Here is a 22,470-nt window from a genome sequence, read left to right as displayed (position 1 = left end):
TGATAGACGAACGGGCCGCGCAAATATTTAGCCCCATCGTCAAAAAAATCGACCGCACGCACTTTGCGTGCAAAACGGTAAAAAATCGGCCGCGCCGTTCGTCACACCAGTGAAGCCGCCCCAAGCGGCCCCGAGACTTGGCCGAAGCGGCCGGACCGAAGGACTTCACGCACATGACGAGTTTCCCGACTGCGCTGCATCACCGAATCCGCGAACTGGCGCGCCTCGCGCCCGACGCACCCGCCATCGCGGTGCCTTTCCAGAACGACCTGCGCCTGTCGCGCGGCGCGCTCGACGCACGTGCATCGCAACTCGCCCGGCAACTGCGCGCGGCCGGCGTCGGCGCCGAAGTGCGGGTCGGCGTGTGTGTCGAACGTTCGTGCGAACTGTTCGTCGCGCTGCTGGCCGTGCTCAAGGCGGGCGGCGTATTCGTGCCGCTCGATCCGCGCCATCCGAGCGCACGCCTCGACTGGATCGTGCAGGACGCGCAACTGCGGCACGGCATCGTCGACGCGGCCGGCCGGGCGGCGCTCGGCACGCCGTTCGAACACGCGTTCGATGCGACGGCCGATGCATCGGGCGTCGCGCAGGATGATGCGTTCGATGACGACACCGTGGCCGTGCATCCGCGTTCGGCCGCATACATGATCTATACGTCGGGCTCGACCGGCACGCCGAAGGCGGTGGTCGTCGAGCACGGGCCGCTCGCCGCGCATTGCGACGCGCTCGCGGCCGCGCTGCCGATCGAGGCGGGCGACCGTCTGCTGCATTTCGCGTCGGTCAATTTCGACGCCGCGCACGAATGCTGGCTCGCGCCGCTCGCGGTCGGCGCCGGCATCGTCGTCGCGCCGCCGCAGCCGTTCGCGCCGGACGCCGCGCATGCGCTGATGGTGCGCGAAGCGGTCAGCGTCGCGGCATTTCCGCCGGCTTACCTGCGCGAGTTCGCAGCCGTCGCCGCACGCGACGGCGTGCCGCCGGCATTGCGCGTACTCGCGTTCGGCGGCGAAGCGCTGCCGCAGCAGGCGTTCGAATTCGTGCGCCGCACGTTCCCGGCAGTCCGCCTGATCAACGGTTACGGGCCGACCGAGGCCGTGATCTCGCCGATGCTGTGGCCGGTCGAGCCGGGCGAAACGCCGCTGCTGGCCGCGGACGACGCGTATGCGTCGCTGCCGATCGGCCGCGTGATCGGCCCGCGTGTCGCCCGCATCGGCGGCGCCGAAGCCGACGGGGTGGGCGAGCTGCTGCTCGGCGGCGTCTGCGTCGCCCGTGGTTATCACGGTCGCGCGGCGCTCACGGCCGAACGTTTCATTCCCGATGCGCACGGCGAACCCGGCGCGCGCGTCTATCGCACCGGCGACCTCGCACGCGTGCGCGACGACGGCGCGTTCGACTATCTCGGCCGCCTCGACGATCAGGTTCAGGTGCGCGGCGTGCGCGTGGAGCCGGCGGAAATCGCCGCATGCCTGCGCTCGCACCCGGCCGTGGCCGACGCGGCCGTGGTAGCCGACACCGCCCACGGGCCGACGCGGCTGATTGCGTGCGTCGCGCTGCGCGCGCCGGCCGACGATGCCGCATTGAAGACGCACGTGGCCGCGCAATTGCCGGCCGCGTGGCAACCGCACCGGTTCGTGCGTTGCGATGCGCTGCCGTACACGCTGAACGGCAAGCTCGACCGTACCGCGCTGCGCGAGCGGATCGCCGCCGCGCGCGACGCGACGCAAGCTGCCGGCGATGCGCCGCGCACGCCGACCGAACAGCGGATCGCGGGCCTCTGGCAGACGCTGCTGGGCCTCGACGTCACGCCGTCGCGCGACGATCGCTTCTTCGCGCTGGGCGCCGATTCGCTCGCCGCGATGCAGTTGCAGGCCGCGATCCGTGCCGCCGTGCGCGTGAATCTGCGGCTCGATACGCTGTTCGCGGATCCAGCGCTCGCCGAACTGGCCGAAACGGTCGACCGTGCGGAACCCGAGACCGGCGAATCGCTGGCCGCGATTGCCGCGCGCCGTGCGCCGGCCGATGCGGCCACATCGGGTGCGCCGCACATCGACCGTGCAGCATCGCTCGCACAGCAACGCTTCTGGGTGCTCGCGCAAACGCGCGACGCAAGCGCCGCGTATCACATCGCCGCACACTGGACGATCGACGGCGTGCTCGACCGCGACGCGCTGCAGCGTGCGCTCGATCACGTGATCGGCCGTCACGAGGCATGGCGCACGACGCTCGTCGACAACGACGACGGTGTCGTGATGCAGCGGATTCATGCGCATCTGCCGGTGCCGATCACCGCGGTCGACCTGCGCGACCAGCCGCCCGCCGCCCGCGACGCGCAAGCCGCCCGTCTCGCCGAGCGCGATGCGGCCGAGCCGTTCGACCTCGCGCGCGGCCCGCTGCTGCGCGCGACGCTGATCGCGCTCGCCGACGATCGTCACCGCCTGCTGCTGACCGCGCATCACGCAATCACCGACGGCTGGAGTTCGCGCTGCGCGTTCGACGAACTGTCGGCTGCGTACCGCGCGTATGCCGAAGGCCGCGAACCGTCGCTGCCCGAATTGCCGATCCAGTACGCGGACTACGCGGACTGGCAGCGTGACGTGCTGGCCGGCGGCGAGGGCGAGCGCCAGCTCGACTACTGGCGCGGCGCGCTGCGCGACGTGCCGGGCCCGCTCGCGCTGCCGGTCGACCGCCAGCCGGGCGCGGTACGCACGCTGCACGGCGCACGCGTGTCGGTGCGCCTGCCCGATGCGGTCGCGGCCGACGTGCGGCAACTTGCACGCGACGCACAGGCCACTGTCTTCACGGTGCTGCTGGCCGCGCTCGACGCGTGGCTGTCGCGCCTGACCGGCGAAACGGACGTGGTCGTCGCGGTGCCGGTCGCGCATCGCCAGCGCCCCGAAACGCGCGCGTTGCTGGGTCTTTTCCTGAATACGGTCGCGCTGCGCGTACGCGTGGCGCCGACGCTGCCGTTCCGCGCGCTCGTCGACGCGGCGCGTACCGCGGCGCTCGACGCGGTCGCGCACCAGGACGTGCCGTTCGAGCGCGTCGTGGACGCGGTGAAGCCGCCCGTCAAGCGCGGCGACGAATGGCTGCGAGTGAAGTTCGCGCAGCAGTTCGACGCGCGGCACGACAGCGTGCTGCCGGGCGCCACGGCGGTCGCGACGCCGGGGCCCGATCTCGCCGCACGCTTCGATTTCGCGCTCGATTTCACCGACGACGCGAACGGGATCGAACTGGTCGCGGCCTATGCGACCGACTGCATCGATGCCGATACCGCGCGTGCGTGGCTCGACAGCTATGCGGCGCTCGTCGGCGCGGCCGCGCGCGATCCGCGGCACACGACGGCCGCGCTGCCGTGCGATGCATCGGCTGCGTCGCGCCAGCCGCGCGACGGCCGTGCGCTGCGTATCGAGCATGCCGACATCGTCGCCGCATTTGCACGGCAGGCGGCCGCGTATCCGCATCGCATCGCGCTTTCCGACGCATCGACTTCGCTGACGTTCGCCGAACTGGACGACGCATCGAACCGCATCGCGCGGGCGCTGGCGCAACGCGGCGTGGCTGCCGAAGCGGCGGTCGTCGTCTGCATCGAGCGTTCGGCGCGTTTCGTCGTCGGCCTGCTCGGCGCGCTGAAAGCCGGCGCGCTGGCCGTGCTGCTCGACCCCGCGCAGCCGGCCGCGCGACTCGCCGCGGCGGCTGCGGACTGCGGCGCGCGCTGGGCGCTCGTCGCGGAGCCGGTCGCATGGCCGGCCGGCCTCGACGCACAGCCGCTCGACGTCGACGCGCTCGCGCAGGACGCGACGCTCGCCCATGCGGCCGGCGTACGCGTCGTGCCGCACCCGCAACAGGGCGCGTACCTGATCTATACGTCGGGGTCGACCGGCACGCCGAAGGGCGTCGTCGTCTCGCACGGCGCGCTGGCCGACTACGTGCAGGGGATGCTCGACGAACTCGCGTTCGCACCCGACGCGTCGTTCGCGATGGTCTCGACCGTCGCCGCCGATCTCGGCCACACGACGCTGTTCGGCGCGTTGTGCGCGGGCCGCACGCTGCATCTGCTGCCGGCCGCGTGCGCATTCGATCCGGATCGGTTCGCCGACGAAATGCGGGGTCGCGACGTCGGCGTGCTGAAGATCGTGCCGAGCCACCTGCAGGCGCTGCTCGATGCGCGCGTGCCGGCCGACGTGCTGCCGCGCCACGCGCTCGTCACGGGCGGCGAAACACTCACGTGGGCCCTCGTCGCACGGCTGGCCGCGCTCGCGCCGGCCTGCCGCGTGATCAACCATTACGGGCCGACCGAAGCGACGGTCGGCGCGATCGCGTGCAACACGGCGTCGATTGCCGCCGACGCGCGCGACCCCGCGAGCGGCGTGCCGCTCGGCCTGCCGCTGCCGAATGCGCGCGCGCTGGTGCTCGACGCGTTCGGCGCCTGCGTGCCGGCCGGCGCGACGGGCGAGCTGTATCTGGGTGGGCCGGGCATCGCGCGCGGCTATCTCGGGCGTCCGGCGCAAACCGCCGAGCGCTTCGTGCCCGATCCGTTCACGCCCGGCGCACGGCTGTATCGCACGGGCGACCGCGTGCGGTTGCGCGCGGACGGCCGTCTCGCATTCCTCGGCCGGATCGACGACCAGGTGAAGATCCGCGGTTACCGCGTCGAACCGGGCGAGGTGAGTGCGGCCGTGCGTGCGGCCGGCCCGATCGCGCAGGCCGAAACGCTCGCGATCGAGCAAGATGGCCGCTTGCGGCTCGCGACGTTCGTCGTGATGCGCGACGGCACGGCATTCGACGAAGCCGCGGTGCGCGCCGCGCTCGCCGCCAAGCTGCCCGACTACATGGTGCCCGCGCAATTCGTCGCCCTGGCGCGCCTGCCGGTGACGGCGAACGGCAAGATCGACCGCGCGGCCTTGCGCGAATTGGCGGCCGTGCCGGTCGCGGTCGCGTCAGGCGATGCGCCGCGGGGCGCGGTCGAGACGGTCCTCGCCGACGTCTGGCAGGCCGTGCTGAAGGCGCCGAAGGTCGGCCGCGACGACAATTTCTTCGAACTCGGCGGCGATTCGATCCTCGTGCTGCAGGTGATCGCCCGTGCGCGCAAGCGCGGCGTGCGCTTCACGCCGAAGCAACTGTTCGACGGGCCGACCGTCGCCGAACTCGCTCGCATCGCGAAAACGGACGACACGGCCGTCGCCGTGCAGCTTGCAGGCGCAGTCGCGCCTGCCGTTGCCGCGCCGGCTGCCACGCCGATCCTGACGCCCGCGCAACAGCGCTTCTTCGCGCTCGATATCCCGCGCCGCGGCCACTGGAACCAGTCGGTGTCTTTCGATGTGCGCGGCGCGTTCGACGCGGATGCGTTCGCACGCGCATTCGACGCGTTGCTCACACATCACGACGCATTCCGTCAGCGCTTCGTACGCGGCGCGGACGGCACGTGGCACGCGAGCGATGCGGCGAAGCCGTACGACGCGCTGCCGTTCGTCGAAGTCGCCGCACGCGACGAAGCCGACGCGCTGGCGCGCTTCGATGCGCTGCAGCGCCGTCTCGATCTCGGCAGCGGGCCGCTCGCCTGCGCGTGCGCGGCACGGTTGCCGGACGGTTCGACGCGACTTTATCTCGCGATTCACCATGCGATCGTCGACGGCGTGTCGTGGCGGATCCTGCTCGACGACCTCGACACGGCCTACCGCGCCACATGCGAGCGCACGTCGATCCGCCTGTCGCAACCGGGCCTGCGCGCGGACGCATGGGCCGCACGGCTTGCCCGCGCCGCAACGGAGCCGGCGTCGCCGTTCGCCGCCGAAGCCGCCTACTGGGCCGGCATGGCGCACGGCAGCGACATCGTGCCCGATCACCCGGACGCAGCGGCGACGAACGCCGATGCGGCCGTCGTCGTGCAGACGATCGACGCGGCATTGACCCGCGCCGCACTGACCGACGCGCACGCGGCCTATCGCACGCAGACGATCGAGCTGCTCGGCGCGGCGCTCGCGCTGGCGCTGGCCGGCGCGCGCGGCGCCGCATCGTGTCGGGTCGAACTGGAAGGGCACGGCCGCGAGGCGCTGTTCGACGACGCGGATGCCAGCCGCACGATCGGCTGGCTGACGAGCCATTACCCGGTGACGCTGCCGGTCGAAGCGACGGTTCGCGACACGCTGTGCGCGGTCAAGGACACGCTGCGCGCGGTGCCGCACAAGGGACTCGGCTTCGGCGTGCTCGCATGCTACGGCGATGCGGCGACGCGCGCGACGCTGGCCGCCGTGCCGCGCCCGCGCGTCACGTTCAACTATCTCGGCCAGTTCGACGCGCCGCGCGATGCAACGCTCGTCCCGCGTTTCGGCGGCACCGGCGTCGAGCGCGATCCCCAAGGCCCGCTCGGCAATACGCTCGCGATCCATGCGTACCTCGACACGGACGGCGACGGCGCGCGCACGCTGAAGGTTCACTGGGTCTACGGTGCGCTGCAATTCGAACGCGCGACGATCGACGCGTTCGCCGAACGCTTCGCGGCCGCGCTGCGCGAACTCGTCGATGCATGCGCGTCGCGCGTCGCGCATCGCGGCGCCGGCGCGACGCCGGGCGATTTCCCGCTCGCGCAGGCCGCCGGTCTCACGCAGGCCGCGATCGAACGCGCGCCGCTCGACTGGCGCACGATCGACGACGTGTATCCGCTGTCGCCGATGCAGCAGGGCATCCTGTTCCATGCGCTGTTCGCGCCCGGCCACGCGAGCTACGTGAACCAGCTCGTCGCGACCGCCACGGCGCTCGACGCTGACCGGCTCGCGGCCGCGTTCGATGCGTCCGTCGCGCGTCACGACATCCTGCGCACGAGCGTGATGCCGGACGAAGCCGCGCCGCTGCAGTGCGTGCATCGCCACGCGCAAATGCGGGTCGAGCAGTTCGACTGGCGCACGCGCGGCGACACGCTCGACACCGATTTCGACGCGTGGCTCGCGGCCGACCGCGCGCGCGGCTTCGACTGGCGCGAGCCGCCGCTGATGCGGCTCACGCTGATCCGCGTGACGGACGACGCATGGCGTGTCGTATGGACGCGTCACCACGTGCTGCTCGACGGCTGGAGCACCGCTCGCCTGCTCGCCGACGTGCTGCGCGACTACCGCGACCCCGATGCCGTGTCGCCGTTCGCGAGCCGTCCGGCGCTGCGCTATCGCGACTTCATCGCATGGCTCGGCACGCGCGAGCGCGACGCCGACGAGCGCTTCTGGACCGGGCGCCTGGCACGGCTCGACGCGCCCACGCTGATTGCGGAACGCACGGCCGACCGCGCGGACGCCGAGATGGTCACGTGGCGCGCGACGCTCGATGCCGACACGATGACACGTGTCGCGCAGACGGCCCGCGTGCTGAAACTGACCGTCAACACGCTGGTGCAGGGCGCATGGGCGCTTGCGCTGCAGCGGATGACGCACCAGCCGGCCGTCGCGTTCGGCGCAACCGTCGCGGGCCGTCCCGATGCGCTCGCGGACGTCGACTCGGTGCTCGGTCTTTTCATCAACACGCTGCCGGTGATCACCGCGCCGGCGCCGCAGCAACGTGCGGCCGACTGGCTGCAAACGCTGCAGCGCGAGAACGCGGCCGCCGCCGAACACGCACACACGCCGTTGGCCGACATCCAGCGCTGGGCGCGCGGGGCGGGCGGCGCACTGTTCGATACGCTGGTCGTATTCGAGAACTATCCGGTGGACGACACCGCGCGTGATGGCGATCCGCGTGCGCTGGCGTTGAGCGACATCCGCAGCATCGAATCGACCGATTTCGCGCTGACGCTCGTGATCGAAAGCGGCGCCGAACTGACGATCGACTACGGCTACGACACCGCGCGCATCGACGCGCATCAGGTCGAGACCTGGCACCGCGCCTTCGCCTGCGCGCTCGATGCGCTGGCCCGTACGCCGGACGTGCGGCTCGGCACGCTGTCGATCGCCGACGATGCGGCCCGCGATGCGCTGCTGCGCGCGCAGGACACCGCGCGTACCTGGCCGATGGAACGACGGCAGCCGCTGCACCTGCAATTCGTCGACGCGGCACGCGCGACGCCCGACGCGATCGCGCTCGAATATGCGGACGCTCAAGGCCGCGTGCAGCGCGCGACCTATCGCGAACTCGACGCCGGCACGTCGCGCATCGCCGCCGCGCTGCGCCGGCACGGCGTGCAGCCCGACACGCCGGTCGCGCTGTGCGTCGAGCGCTCGTTCGACATGGTGATGGCGCTCGTCGGCGTGCTGAAGGCCGGCGCCGCGTACCTGCCGGTCGACCCCGACTATCCGGCCGAGCGCATCGCTTACCTGCTGCGCGACGCGCAGCCGGCCGTCGCGATCACGCAGGCGCATCTGCGCGAGCAGGTCGAGGCCGCGCTGGGCGAGGGTGCCGAGACGCAACTGCTGACGGTGGCGGATCTGCTGGCCGACGAAGCGGGCGATGTGGACGATGCAGCCACTACGATCGACGACGCCCAGCTCGCGTACCTGATCTACACGTCCGGCTCGACCGGCAAGCCGAAGGGCGCCGGCAACACGCACGGCGCGCTCGCGAACCGGATCGCGTGGATGCAGCACGCATACCGGCTGACGCGCGACGACGTCGTGCTGCACAAGACGCCGTTCGGCTTCGACGTGTCGGTGTGGGAATTCGTGTGGCCGCTCGCGATCGGCGCGAAGCTCGCGATCGCCGCGCCGGGCGACCATCGCGATCCGGCGCGTCTCGCGGCCGCGATCCATGCGCACGGCGTGACGGTGCTGCATTTCGTGCCGTCGATGCTCGCCGCGTTCGCCGCCCATCTCGACGATTTCCCGGCCGCCGCGCAATGCGACAGCGTGCGCCTGGTCGTCGCGAGCGGGGAGGCGCTGGCGCCCGAACTCGTCGCGAAGATGGCCCGCCTCTTGCCGAACGCGACGCTCGTGAACCTGTACGGGCCGACCGAAGCCGCGATCGACGTGTCGCACTGGACCTGCGGCCCCGACGACGCGCACGCGGTCGCGGTGCCGATCGGCCATCCGATCGCGAACCTGCAACTGCACGTGCTCGATGCCGCGTGGCAGCCGGTGCCGGCCGGCGCGACCGGCGAACTGTATCTGGCGGGCGCGGGCCTCGCACGCGGCTATCTCGGCCGTCCGGCGCTGACGGCCGAGCGCTTCGTACCCGATCCGTTCGTGCCGGGCGCACGCATGTACCGCACCGGCGACCTCGCGCGCCGCCGCGCGGACGGCGCGCTCGACTACCTCGGCCGGGTCGACACGCAGGTGAAGCTGCGCGGCCAGCGAATCGAGCCGGGCGAGATCGAGGCGCTGCTGCGCGCGGCGCCGGGCGTCAACGATGCGGTCGTGATCGTGCGCGACGAGCAACTGGTCGGCTATGTCTCCCGAGGCGACGCAGGCCCGCTCGACCGCGCGGCGCTGCTCGACGCACTGCGTGCGCAGCTGCCGGCGTACATGGTGCCGTCGCAGCTGATCGAACTCGATGCATTGCCCGTCACGCCGAACGGCAAGTGCGACCGCCATGCGCTGCCCGCGCCGGTGCGTGAAGCGACCGAAGCCGTCGAACTCGCGACCGATACCGAGCGGGCGCTCGCCGAAATCTGGCAGCGCGTGCTGCACGTGGACGCGATCGGCCGCGACGGCGATTTCTTCCTGCTCGGCGGCCACTCGCTGCTCGCGACGCAGGCCCACGCGCAGGCCAATCTGCACTGGGGGCTCGCGCTGCCGCTGCGCACGCTGTTCGACACGCGCACGCTGGCGCGCTGCGCGCAAGCGATCGACGCGGCCTGCGCGGCACGCGGCGCGACCGATGCGGCGAGCGCGATCGATGCGCTGCTCGGCGAACTGGAAACCCAATAAGGACGACGGATGACGAAGGTTCAACCCGACTGGCTCGCGCTCGCGACGCGTTTCGCGCAACTGCCCGACGCGCAGCGCGCGGTCTTCATCGACAAGCTCGGCGCGGCCGGCATCGACTTCCGCGTACTGCCGATCCCGCCGCGCACGGCGCGCGGCGACCGCGTGCCGGCGGCGTTCGCGCAGACGCGGCTGTGGCTGCACGCGCGGCTGATCGATACGCCCGACGCCTATCACATCACCGAGCGCCTGGCGCTGACGGGACCGCTCGACGCGCATGCGCTTCGCCTTGCATGCGATGCGCTGATCGCGCGCCACGAAGCGCTGCGCACGACCTTCGACGAAGCGCAGGACGGCGTCACGCAAACGATCCACGCGCCGTTGCGCTGCCCGTGGCGCGAAACCGATCTCGACGCATTGCCGGATGCGCAGCGCGTGCCGGGCGCGGAAGCGGTCGCAATGGCCGACGAAGCCGAACCGTTCGATCTCGGCACGGCGCCGCTCGTGCGCGCGCATCTGATTCGCTTCGACGCGACGCATCACTGGCTCGCACTGACCGTGCATCACATCGTGTCGGACGGCTGGTCGTCGGGCGTGATGCTGTCCGAACTCGCGGCGTTCTATCGCGCGTATGCGTCGGGCGAGCCGGTGCCGCTCGCGCCGCTGCCGATCCAGTACGCCGACTATGCGCTGTGGCAGCGCCGCTGGCTCGACGCCGGCGAGCGCGACCGTCAGCTCGCGTTCTGGCGCGAGCGGCTCGATCCGCAGCGCGGCGTGCTGACGCTGCCGGGCGCGACTGCACGGCCGGCGCGGCGCAGTGCGCGCGGCGCGCGTCATGTGTTTTCACTCGACGCGCGCCTCGGTGCGCAGTTGCGCGCATTCGCGGCCGCGTCCGGCGCGACGCCGTTCGCGGTGCTGCTCGCGGCGCTCGACGCGCTGCTGGCGCGCGCGACCGGCGACGCACGGATCTGCGTCGGCGTGCCGGCCGCGAACCGCGAGCGCGCGGAAGTCGCCGGCCTGATCGGCTTCTTCGTCAACACGCTGGCGATCGACGTCGACGTGCCCGCGAACGGCGATTTCTCGTCGCTGGTCGCGCGTACGCAGCGCGCGCTCGTCGACGCCCAGATGCACCAGGACGTGCCGTTCGAGCAGGTGGTCGACGCCCTCGGCGTGCCGCGCAGCGCCAGCCACCATCCGCTGTTCCAGGTGATGGCCGCGTACGGCGAACGCCGCGCGCTGCCGGCACTCGGCGCGGCGTCGGCCGTGTTGCTGCCGTCGGGTACGCCGTCCGCGAAATTTGACCTGACGCTGTCCGTCGAAGCGACACCGGACGGCACCTTCGACGCCGCCTTCATCTACGCGCTCGACCTGTTCGACGCGGATGCGATCGCCCGGCTGGCCGCGCGCTTCGTCACGCTGCTGACCGATGCGCTCGCGCGCCCGGATCAGTCGATCGGCGATCTCGACTGGCTGCCTGCCGACGAGCGCGCACAGCTCTTCGCGTGGAACGCGCCGGCCGGCGCGAGCGCTGCCGAGCCGTTCGTTCCGGTGCATGCACGCATCGCGGCGCATGCACGCGCGCGGCCCGATGCACGCGGCGTCGCCGATATCGATCGCGCATTGACGCGCGGCGAAGTCGATGCACGCGCGGCTCGCCTGGCGCGCCATCTGGTGGCGGCCGGCGTGCGCCCCGAGATGCGTGTGGGCGTCGCGCTGCAGCGCTCGGTCGACCTGCTCGTCGCGCTGATCGCGGTGCTGAAGTCGGGCGCCGCGTTCGTGCCGCTCGACCCGGCTCATCCGCGCGAACGGCTCGCGCAGATCGTCGGCGACGCGAACATCGTGCACGTCCTGACCGACGCCGCGAGCGCCGCGTCGCTGCCCGAGCTGCCGGAACTGCGCGTGTGGCGCGCCGACGAAATCGATGCACTCGACGAAGCCGCGGGTGTCGCGCTGCCCGACGTGCTGCCGGGCCATGCAGCCTACGCGATCTACACGTCGGGCTCGACCGGCAAGCCGAAAGGCGTGATCGTCGACCATGCGTCGTTCGCGCTGCATTGCGCGGCGATCGCCGAGCGTTATGGCGCGGGCGAGAACGACGTGTTCCTGCTGTTTCAGTCGGTCAATTTCGACGGCGCGCACGAGGGCTGGTTTTCGCAATACATGTCGGGCGCCGCCGTGTCGGTGACGGCCGACGTACTGTGGCCGCCCGCGCAGACCTGCGCGATGATGATCCGCGACGGCGTGACGATGACCTACGTGCCGCCCGGCTGCGCGGCACAGCTCGCCGAATGGGCGCTCGCGCACGGCGCGCCGCCGACGCTGCGTTCGCTGACCGTCGGCGGCGAGGCGACGTCGCGCGAGGCGTTCGCGATGTTGCGCCGTGCGCTGCCGAACGTGCGCGTGGTCAACGGCTACGGCCCGACCGAAACGGTCATCACGCCGACGCTGTGGATGTTCCGTCCCGGCGACGATCTCGCGAAGCTCGGCGACGCCGCGTATCTGCCGATCGGCACGCTGGTCGGCGCGCGCACCGCGCACGTGCTCGACGCGCGGCTGCATCCGCTGCCGGTCGGCGTGATCGGCGAACTGTATCTGGGCGGCGAGGGGATCGGCGTCGCACGCGGCTACCTCGACCGCCCCGCGCTGACGGCCGAGCGCTTCGTACCCGATCCGTACGGCGCGCCGGGCGCGCGACTGTACCGTACCGGCGACCTCGTGCGGCGTCGCGCGGACGGCGTATTCGATTTCATCGGCCGCGTCGATCACCAGGTGAAGCTGCGCGGCCTGCGCATCGAACTCGGCGAAATCGAAGCGCAGCTCGCCGCGCACGACGCGGTACGCGAAGCATGCGCGGTCGTGCACGGGCAGGGCGCGCTCGCGCAGCTCGTCGCGTACGTCGAACTGACCGCCGAGGCGCAGGCAGCCGCGCAGCCGGTCGAAGCCGCGACGCTCGACGCGCACCTGCGCCGCACGCTGCCCGACTACATGGTGCCCGCGCAACTGATCGTGCTCGACGCGCTGCCGCGCAACGCGAACAGCAAGGTCGACCGCGCGCGGCTGCCGGCGCCCGTGCGTGTCGAACGGGCATATGAGGCGCCGCACGACGGTGACGAAGCCGCGCTCGCGGCGATCTGGTGCGACGTGCTGAATCTCGAGCGCGTCGGCCGCGGCGATCACTTCTTCGATCTCGGCGGCCATTCGCTCGCCGCCGTGCGCGTCGCGACGCGGGTGGCCGAACGGCTCGGCCGCGACGTGCCGGTGCGCGCGCTGCTCGAGGCGCCGGTGCTCGCGCAGTACGCACTGCAGGTGGCCGACGCGCCACGTGCGGCACATGCCGGTGCCGCGGCGCCGGGCGTCGCGGTCGCCAAACCCGATGCGCACGGCGTGTGGCCGCTGTCGCCCGCGCAACTCGGCCTGTGGTTCCTGTGGCGCGCGCAGCCGGACAGCGCCGCATACAACATTCCGGTCGCGCTGCGCGTGCGCGGTCCGCTCGACGTCGATGCGCTACGCGCGGCGTTCTCGGATGCGGCGGCCGTGCATCCGGCGCTGCGCGCGCGGCTCGTCGCTCGCGACGGTACGCTGCCGGGCCAGCGGATCGAGGCAGACATCGCCGTCGATCTGCCGATGATCGATTTGTCGGCCCAAGACGATGCGCTGGCCCGCGCGGTCGCGCTGACCGACGCGGATGCGCTCGCGCCGTTCGATCTCGCGGCCGACGCGCCGCTGTGGCGTGCCCGCGTGTTGCGGCTCGGTGCGGACGATCACGTACTGTCGGTGACGATTCACCACATCGTGTCGGATGGCGAATCGATCGAGCTGTGGCTCGACGCGGTGCGCGCCCGCTACGTCGCCCGTGTGCGCGGCGACGTAGCACCGGTCGACGAAGCCGCTCAACCGGCCGTGCCACTCGTGCTGCCCGCGCCGTGCCATCCGGCCCGAGTCGCGTACTGGCGTGACGCACTGGCCGATCTGCCGTCGCGCGTGCTGCCGCAGCGCGCGGACGCGCCGGCCCTGCCGCAATGGCGCGCGGCCCGCATCGCGTTCGAATTCGATGCGCAACTGATTCGCGCCGCACGCGACGCCGCGTCGGCCGCGCACGCCACGCTGCCGATGCTGCTGCACGCGGCGCTCAACACCGCGCTGTTCCGCACGACGGGCGCGGCCGACCAGCCGGTCGGCGTGCTTGCATCGACGCGCGAGCTTACGGGCGACGCGGCCCGCGCGGCGCTTGGCCTGTTCATCAACTCGGTCGTCGTGCGTACGCGGATCGACCCGGCCGCGCGTCGCGCGGACGTGCTCGCGCAAGTGCGCGACACGGCGCTCGCCGCGTATGCGCATGCCGACGTGCCGTTCGCCGACGTCGTGGCCGCGTTGCGCGCGCCGCGTGCCGCGCAGGCCAATCCGCTGTTCCAGGTGATGTTCAACTACCTGCGCCCGACCGGTGCGGCCGCGCGCGACTGGGCCGGCCTGTCGCTGGCCGAATTCGACGACGTGCGCCATCGCGTCGTGTTCACGCTGGAGCTGGACGTCGTCGAGCATCCGGACGGCCGCGTGAGCGCCGCGTTCTCGTATGCGGACGAACTGCTCGCGCGCGATTTCGTCGACGTACTCGTCGATCTGTATCACGACGAAGTCGCGCGTTTCGCCGGTGCGTCGGAAGCCGCGCTCGGCGCGCCCGATGCGCGCGCCGACACGCACGCTGCGTTCAACGCACGCGCCAGCGGCGCAACACGGCCCCACGCAATGCCGTCGCATGCCGCCGCCGTGCTCGCCGCGCTGTGGTCGGACACGTTCGCGACGGCCGCTCCCGAGCCCGATACGGACCTGTTCGAAGCCGGTGTGACATCGTTCGACGTCGTGCGCTTCGTCGACGCCGCAAGCCGTTCCGGTCACACGCTGACGGTCGCCGACGTGTTCGCGGCGCCGACGCTCGCGGCGCTCGGCGCGCGGCTCGATGCGCAAGCGAAAACGAAAACGGGACAGGAGGCGCGCCATGCTGGCTGAGGTGCGTCCGGACGGATTCACGATGCTCGATACCTACCGCCTCGCGTTCGCGGACGGCCTGTTCGCCGTGCGCGACGGCGCGCAGATCCGCGTCGCGCAGGGCGACGGGATCGGCGCGCAGTTGCTGCGCGCGCAACTCGCGGACGACGGCGCGCTGCGCCTCGTCGCCTACAACCATCGCGCGGCGCCGGCCGACCAGCGGCGGGCGCTGCTGGCCGCACTGGCCGCGGCGTTTTCGGACAGCGCGCGCCACGCCGCGATCCGGCTCGACCCGGCCGCGTGGCCGGCGGTCGCGCTCGACGCGCTGCGCGCGAGCGGCGTCCTCGCCGACGGCGGCCGCTGCGTGCGCGACGGCTGGGCGCAACAGGCCGATCTGTGGCTCATCGGCGCGCCTCTGCCGTGCGCGACGCTGCCGACGATCACCGACGGCCGACGTCATCCGCGCCGGCCGCCCGCACCGCGCGGCGACGTCTACGCGCGCGATCTGCCGGCGCTCGGCGTGCGCTTCACGCTGCGCGGCTGGCAGCCGGCGGAGGACGCCGAGCGGCTCGCGCGCTGGTTCGACGAGCCGCGTGTACGCGATGGCTGGCCGGCCGCACGACCCGCGCGATGCGGCGTGCAAGGCCCGCAGGAAGCCGATCCGCACGTCACGCCGCTCGTCGGCTGTTTCGACGGCGAGCCGTTCGCGTATTTCGAAGCGTTCTGGCTGAAAGAGGACGCGCTCGCGCCGCACGTCGCGGCGTGCGACTACGACCGCGGGCTGCGGATGCTGGTCGGCGAGCCGCGCTGGCGCGGCCCGCACCGCGTGGCCGGCTGGCTGCCGTCCGTCGTGCATTACCTGTTTCTCGACGACCTGCGTACCGAAGCGGTCGGCTGTGCCGTTCCGGCCGGCCACACGCGGGTTGCCGACCATCTCGCGCGGCACGGCTTCGCGCGGCAGCGCCGCCTCGCGCTGGCCGATGCGCAGCCGCTGTGGATGCGCACGCTGCGCGAGACGTTCTTCTCCGGCCGTCACGTCTGACGGGCCGGATTCATCGACAAGGGAGCTGAGACATGCAGAGAGAAACCGTATTCGACCTGATCGGCGTGGGCTTCGGGCCGTCGAATCTGGCGCTGGCCGTGCGCCTCGCGGAGCGCGGCGGTGCGCACACGCTGGCCCATTGCTTCGTCGAGCGCCAGCCGGAGTTCGGCTGGCATCGCGGGATGCTGCTCGACGACTGCCGGATGCAGATCTCGTTTCTGAAGGATCTCGTCACGATGCGCGATCCGAAAAGCCGCTACACGTTCATCAACTACCTGTTCGAACGCGGCCGGCTGAACGAATTCGTCAACCTGAAGAACTTCTATCCGACCCGCGTCGAATTCCACGACTACCTGAGCTGGGTTGCCGAGGCGTTCGACGATCGCGTCCATTACAGCGAGACCGTGCTGGGAATCGAGCCCGTGCGCGGCGATGGCGCGAGAATCGACGCACTGCGCGTGCTGTCGCGCGACGCGGCCGGCCACGAGCGCCAGCGCGTCACGCGGGCGCTGTCGGTCGGCGTCGGCGGCACGCCGGCGATTCCGGATGCGTTCGCCGCGCTCGGCCGCGACCGCGTGATCCATTCGTCGTCTTACCTGACCGATATCGACCGGCTCGTCGCATCGCCCGACGGCGAGCGCCGCCGCGTCGCGGTGATCGGGGCGGGGCAGAGCGCGGCCGAGGTGTTCATCGACCTCGCGCGCCGCTTCCCGCACGTCGACGCAAGCCTCGTGATGCGCGCGGGCGCCCTGAAGCCGGCCGACGACAGCCCGTTCGTCAACGAAATCTTCAGCCCCGAATTCACCGACGTCGTCTATGCGCAGCCACACGACGCGCGCCGCGCGCTGCTCGAGCGTTATCGCGACACGAACTACGCGGTGGTCGACCGGCCGCTGATCGAGCAGATCTACGAAATGCTTTACCTGCAGCGCATCGACGGCACGCCGCGTCATGCGCTGCTCGCAAACAGCGCGATCGAGGCCGCGGTGCGCACCGCCGACGGCCGCATCGAGTTGACGTTGCGCGACCGGTTGAGCGGCGCCACGCGCGTCGAGCGCTTCGACGCGCTCGTGCTCGCGACCGGCTACCGCCGCGACACGCATTCGGCGCTGCTCGAAGGCCTCGCGCCGCATCTGGGCGATGCGCTCACGCGCGGCGACGTGACGCGCGACTACCTGCTCGCGACGCCCGAGCACTTCGCGCCGCGCATCTATCTGCAAGGCTGCTGCGAAGACAGCCACGGCCTGTCCGACACGCTGCTGTCGGTACTGGCGCGCCGCGCGGACGAAATCTGCGCGTCGCTCGAAGACGGGATCGCGCCCGCGCATGACGAAGGCGCGGCCCGGGCAACGCATGAAAAACGACCGAACAACGGGGTGAGCGCGGGCCGGATGGCTTTCGCTCTTTGACAAAGGCGCGGTCGGAGACCGCATGAAAAAAGTGGAGCAGAAGAAGATGGAGTGGGCAACAGGCACGCGTTTGCGTGCGATCGCAGCCGCGGCAAGCGTGGCGTTCGGTACGGCGGCGGCAGGGCACGCTTACGCCCAGACGGCGCCGGCCGTGAACGCAGGCGCCGCGGCGCCGGCCAGCAGTGCGCAAGACGGTGCGACGGCGAATACGTCGACCGGCGCGCAAAACGGCACGCTGCCGGCGATCACCGTCAACGCGGCCTCGGCAGGAGACGGCACGGTCGGGCTCGTCGCGAAGCGCAGCACGACCGGCACCAAGACCGATACGCCGCTCAACGAGATCCCGCAGACGATCAACGTCGTCACCGCGCAGCAGATCGAGATGACCGGCGCCACCGACGTGAACGCGGCGCTGCGCTACGTGCCGGGCTTCTCGTCGTACGGGTCGGACAACCGCTCCGACTGGTACGCGGCGCTGCGCGGCTTCACGCCGACCGCGTACGTGAACGGGCTGCAGGTGCCGAACACGATCAACCTGGCGAGCTGGCGCGTCGATCCGTACATGATCGACAGCATCAGCGTGCTGCGCGGGCCGACCTCGGTGCTGTACGGCGCGGGCGATCCGGGCGCGATCATCGACGTGCACACCAAGCTCGCCGACGGCGAGCGCGTGCGCGAAGCCGGTGTGCAGATCGGCAACTATGCGCGCAAGCAGTTCATGATCGACGTCGGCGACAAGCTCGATCCGGACGGCAAGTATGCGTACCGGTTCGTCGGCGTCGCGCGCGACGGCAACGCACTGACCGGCCCGAACAACGACCAGCGCGTCGCGCTCGCGCCGTCGTTCCGCTGGCGCCCGGACGCGGATACGTCGCTGACGCTGTCCGCGACGTACCTGCAGGACTGGGGCGACATCTCGTCGAACTTCCTGCCCGCGCAGGGCACGGTGCTGCCGAACCCGAACGGGCAGATCAACAAGGACATCTACGAAGGCGACGGCGACTTCAACTACTACCGCAAGAAGCAGTGGTCGGTCGGTTACCAGTTCGAGCGCAACCTGACGCCGGCCTGGACGTTCCGTCAGAACACGCGCCTGATGCATCTGTCGCTCGACAACGGTTCGGTGTTCGGCAACGGCTTCGTCGACGGCAGCACGACCGACGTGTCGCGCTGGGCCGGCGTGTTCCAGATGAACTACAGCCGCTTCGACATCGACAACAACCTCGAGGGCCGCTTCGCGACGGGGCCGCTCCAGCACACGCTGCTGCTCGGCTTCCAGTACAACCGCCAGACCGCGACCGACAGCGAATGGCTGGCCGCCGCGCCGACGCTGAACCTCTACAACCCGGTGTACACGCCCGTCACGACGGCGGTGTTCACGCCCGACTCCACGTTCCGCACCAACACGTACACGACGATGAACACGTTCGGCCTGTACGCGCAGGACCAGATCAAATGGAACCGCTGGACGCTGACGCTCGGCGGCCGCGAGGACTGGGTCAACATGCGGATGGACGACCGCGCGGCCGGTACGTCGACGAAAGCGGACGTCACGGCGTTCACCGGCCGCGTCGGCCTCACGTATCAGGGCGATTACGGGCTGTCGCCGTACATCAGCTACGCCACGTCGTTCAATCCGCTGATCGGTGTGAACCTGCTCGGCGGCGGGCTGCCGCAGCCGACGCGCGGCAAGCAGATCGAGGCCGGCCTGCGCTGGCAGCCGCCCGGCAAGAACCTGATGCTGAACGCGGCGATCTACCAGATCAACCAGACCAACGTGCTCACGCCGGCGCTGCCGAGCCAGGACAATACCGGCACGAAGTCGGTGCAGACGGGCGAGGTGCGTTCGCGCGGGATCGAGTTGAGCGCGACCGGCAAGGTCACGCGGAACCTGTCGGTGATCGCGTCGTACGTCTATCAGGACGTGAAGAACGTACAGGCCAACGACGGTACGGTGAACAACTGGCCGGTCGACATTCCGCGTCCGCGCCAGATGGCGTCGCTGTGGACCGACTGGACGTGGCACACGGGGCCGCTCGCCGGCTTCGGCCTCGGTGGCGGCATTCGTTACCAGAGCGCGTCGGCCGGTGCGGCCGACAACTCGCTCACGGTATCGAGCGTCACGCTGTTCGACGCGGGCCTGCATTACGACACGCGCAACTGGCGCTTCGCCGTGAACGGGACGAACCTGTTCAACCGCCATTACATCAGCGGTTGCCAGTCGATGAACGTCTGCATTTTCGGGACCGACCGCACGGTGATCGCGACCGCGAAATACAACTGGTGACGTCGCGCGCCGCGGCGCGCCGGCCGGCCTTCGTGGCCGGCGCGGGCCGGCCGCGGCGCCTTCGTCCGCTTTTTTCCACGACGCATCCATGCCGAAGAAAAATCTCGTCTACATCCAGTCGCTGCGCAACGGCGCGGCCGATCGTGCCGGCCAGCCGGTCGCTTATCGCGGCGGCACGCGCTACATGAAGGCGCCGCTCGAATTCCTCGTCGAGCGCCTGAACGATTCGCCGCTCGGCGAACGCTACACGCTCCAGGGCGTGATCGTCGACGACGACGACGGGTCGCCGGCCGACCGCGCGAAAGTGGCCGATTACGGGTTCGCGCGCACGCCGGGCCGCCCGTGGATTCTGCCGGAAGGCTTGACGGTGCAAGGCCGCCCCGTCGACGAACTGTTCTGCACGATTGCGTCGACGTACCGGCGGCTGCCGCGCGATGCACGTGAGCGCGTGGCCGGCAAACAGGCATTCGAGCGCCGCCTGCTCGAGCGCCTGCTCGAACTCGACGCCGACATCGTCGTGCTCGACGGGCTGCTCGTGATCCTCGACGAACTCGTGCGGCCGGGCGCGCGCTTTCACCGGCGCATCGCGAACATCCATCCGGGCATCACGGCCGACGATTCGCCGTACCAGCGGCGCGGCGCGTGGGCGACGCTCGACGCGCTGCACGGCGCACGTGGCGAACGGGTCGACTGGGCCACCGGCGCGACGTCGTCCGTCGAGCCCGTGACGATGACGGGCGCGTCGTTCCACTACGTCGACAACGGTATCGATTCCGGCGAGGTGATCTGCGACGTGCTCGACACGCCGATCGCGCCGGACGACACGATTCTCGAACTGCGCTGGAACAACTTCCAGCGCAGCCTGTTTCCGGCGCTCGAACGCGGGCTGCACGTGCTCGCCGATCGCCACGACGCGGGAGCACTGTGATGCAAGACACGCTGACGAAACCGGCCGGCGCAGCCGACGCCGTCGAAGGTGAAGTGGCCGCGGCGCTCGATGGTGCCGCCCATGACCAGGCGACGCAGGTTGCGGAGCACACGCTCGACGCATGGCGCCCCGACGACTCGCCGGACGGGCTGCTCGCGGCGTTCGTCCCGTTGTTCAACACCGACACGCGGTACGACGCGGCAACGATCTCGGTGCCGCTCCGTGGCGCCAGTGCGGGGGCCGTCGCGTCATACGTGGCGCGAGCGGTGCGCGAAGGCGTGATCGACGGCGCGCAGGTCGCGGGCGACACGCTGCGGCTCACCGTGTCGCGCACGACGTTCTGGCAGAATCCGCGGCCGTGGCTGAAGGCGCCTGCGTCGGGCGGGATGCCGCTGCGCTACGCGATCACGAACGGCCACCGGCATCCGGTGCGGCCGCCGTCGCCGGCCGGCGAGATTTACGCCCGCGCCATGCCGCAGGTCGGCATGACGTTCAGCCTGCGCACCGTCGACGTCGACGCACACGCGGACCTGTTCAGCCACTGGATGAACCTCGACCGTGTCGCGCATTTCTGGGACCAGCGCGGCACGCGCGACGAGCATGCGGCGTATCTCGCCGAACGGCTGGCCGATCCGCACATGCACCCGACGATCGGCTATTTCGACGACACGCCGTTCGGCTATTTCGAGTTCTACTGGGCGAAGGAGGACCGCCTCGCGCCGTTCTACGATGCGCACGACTACGATCGCGGGCTGCACCTGCTGATCGGCGACTCGCGTTTCCAGAGCGCCGGCAAGCTGCATGCGTGGTGGAGCGGGGTGCTGCACTACATGTTCGTCGACGAACCGCGCACGCAGCGGCTCGTCGGCGAGCCGCGCGTCGACCACGTGCGGCATATCGCGTACATGCATCGACTCGGGTTCTACACGCTGAAGGAGTTCGATTTCCCGCACAAGCGCGCGGCGCTCACCGTGATCGAGCGCGACACGTTCTTTGACACTTTCCGGTTGCCATGACGGGGGCGGCGCGCAGCGTCGGTGCGACGACGGTGTGCGCGGCCTTGCGATGCACATGCGTTGGCCGTCCGGTATATGGACGGCGCGGCCTGCGTCATGAAGAATGGATCGCTCCTCTCCTCGACGACAGGCTGGCAGCATGAATCAGACATCCTCGGCAACGTGGGACGCAGCGGCAGATTCGCATCCCGCTAAATTGACATATGCCAGCATATGTCTACAATGGGCGCATCGTACTCCCATGGAGTGGCTCATGCGCACCGTTTCCATTTTCAAGAACGCCCGTAACCAGGCAATCCGCATCCCGAAGGACATGGAGTTCGAGGGCGTCACGGAACTCGAGATCCGCCGCGAGGGCGATACGCTGCTGTTGCGGCCGGTACGTCCCACGTGGCTGTCGTTCGCGAACGAACCGCTGGCCGATGCCGATTTCCTTGCCGAACGCCCGGCCGTCATCGAGTCCGGTCGCTTCGACCTGTCCGGCGACGCCGATGCGCCGACGGAGTCCAGCCGGTGACCACGCTCTACATGCTCGATACGAACATCTGTTCGTTCATCATGCGCGAGCGGCCGCCCGTGGTGCTGTCGCGGTTGCAGTCGTGCGTCAACGCACAGCACCGGATCGTCGTGTCGGCCGTGACCTATGCCGAAATGCGGTTCGGTGCGGTCGGCAGAAAGGCATCACCGAAGCATGCGGAACTCGTGACGAGCTTTGTCGCGCGGCTGGACGGCGTGCTGTCGTGGGATACCGCGGCGATCGATGCAACGACCGCGATTCGCGCCGACCTTGCCGCACGTGGCACGCCGATCGGCGCGAACGATGCATCGATCGCCGGCCACGCGATTGCAGCCGGTGCGGTGCTCGTCACAAACAATAGTCGCGAATTCAGTCGTGTCGCGGGGTTGCCGCTCGAAGACTGGGCGGCGTCGGCCTGACGCAGTGAATGCACGATGGTATTGCTGTCGCGC

General features: G+C 70.6%; 9 protein-coding genes. All 9 read left to right on the top strand.

What is annotated here, in order from left to right; all coding sequences use genetic code 11:
- Positions 1-173: 173 nt before the first annotated feature.
- The 9 genes from HWX09_RS01110 (at position 174) to HWX09_RS01070 (ending at position 22,437) form a co-directional block, all read left to right on the top strand.
- Positions 174-9,839, top strand: coding sequence for a non-ribosomal peptide synthetase (locus HWX09_RS01110; protein ID WP_027784416.1), 9,666 nt, complete (start codon positions 174-176; stop codon positions 9,837-9,839).
- 9 nt (positions 9,840-9,848) lie between these two features.
- A complete protein-coding gene (locus HWX09_RS01105) occupies positions 9,849-14,840 on the top strand; it encodes a non-ribosomal peptide synthetase (RefSeq protein WP_027784417.1) in 4,992 nt (1,663 codons plus the stop codon).
- Positions 14,830-15,861, top strand: a complete 1,032-nt coding sequence (locus HWX09_RS01100; protein ID WP_027784418.1) for a GNAT family N-acetyltransferase — start codon at positions 14,830-14,832, stop codon at positions 15,859-15,861. Before HWX09_RS01105 ends, HWX09_RS01100 begins: the two co-directional genes overlap by 11 nt.
- Positions 15,862-15,893: 32 nt before the next feature.
- A complete protein-coding gene (locus HWX09_RS01095) occupies positions 15,894-17,270 on the top strand; it encodes a lysine N(6)-hydroxylase/L-ornithine N(5)-oxygenase family protein (RefSeq protein ID WP_027784419.1) in 1,377 nt (458 codons plus the stop codon).
- A gap of 22 nt (positions 17,271-17,292) precedes the next feature.
- On the top strand, positions 17,293-19,557 hold the full coding sequence (locus tag HWX09_RS01090) for a TonB-dependent siderophore receptor (RefSeq protein WP_027784420.1): 2,265 nt from the start codon (positions 17,293-17,295) through the stop codon (positions 19,555-19,557).
- An 88-nt stretch (positions 19,558-19,645) separates the two neighbouring features.
- Positions 19,646-20,485, top strand: a complete 840-nt coding sequence (locus HWX09_RS01085) for a N(5)-hydroxyornithine transformylase PvdF (RefSeq protein WP_027784421.1) — start codon at positions 19,646-19,648, stop codon at positions 20,483-20,485.
- Positions 20,485-21,501, top strand: a complete 1,017-nt coding sequence (locus HWX09_RS01080; protein WP_027784422.1) for a GNAT family N-acetyltransferase — start codon at positions 20,485-20,487, stop codon at positions 21,499-21,501. The genes HWX09_RS01085 and HWX09_RS01080 overlap by 1 nt, the downstream gene beginning before the upstream one ends.
- 253 nt (positions 21,502-21,754) lie before the next feature.
- Positions 21,755-22,018, top strand: coding sequence for a type II toxin-antitoxin system VapB family antitoxin (gene vapB, locus HWX09_RS01075; protein WP_051421414.1), 264 nt, complete (start codon positions 21,755-21,757; stop codon positions 22,016-22,018).
- A complete protein-coding gene (locus tag HWX09_RS01070) occupies positions 22,015-22,437 on the top strand; it encodes a PIN domain-containing protein (protein ID WP_027784423.1) in 423 nt (140 codons plus the stop codon). The genes vapB and HWX09_RS01070 overlap by 4 nt, the downstream gene beginning before the upstream one ends.
- The last annotated feature ends 33 nt before the right edge of the window (positions 22,438-22,470 follow it).

Origin of the sequence: Burkholderia sp. BCC1208 (assembly GCF_902833095.1) — a bacterium.
Taxonomy (GTDB): domain Bacteria; phylum Pseudomonadota; class Gammaproteobacteria; order Burkholderiales; family Burkholderiaceae; genus Burkholderia.
This window is presented reverse-complemented; position numbering and strand designations above follow the sequence as displayed.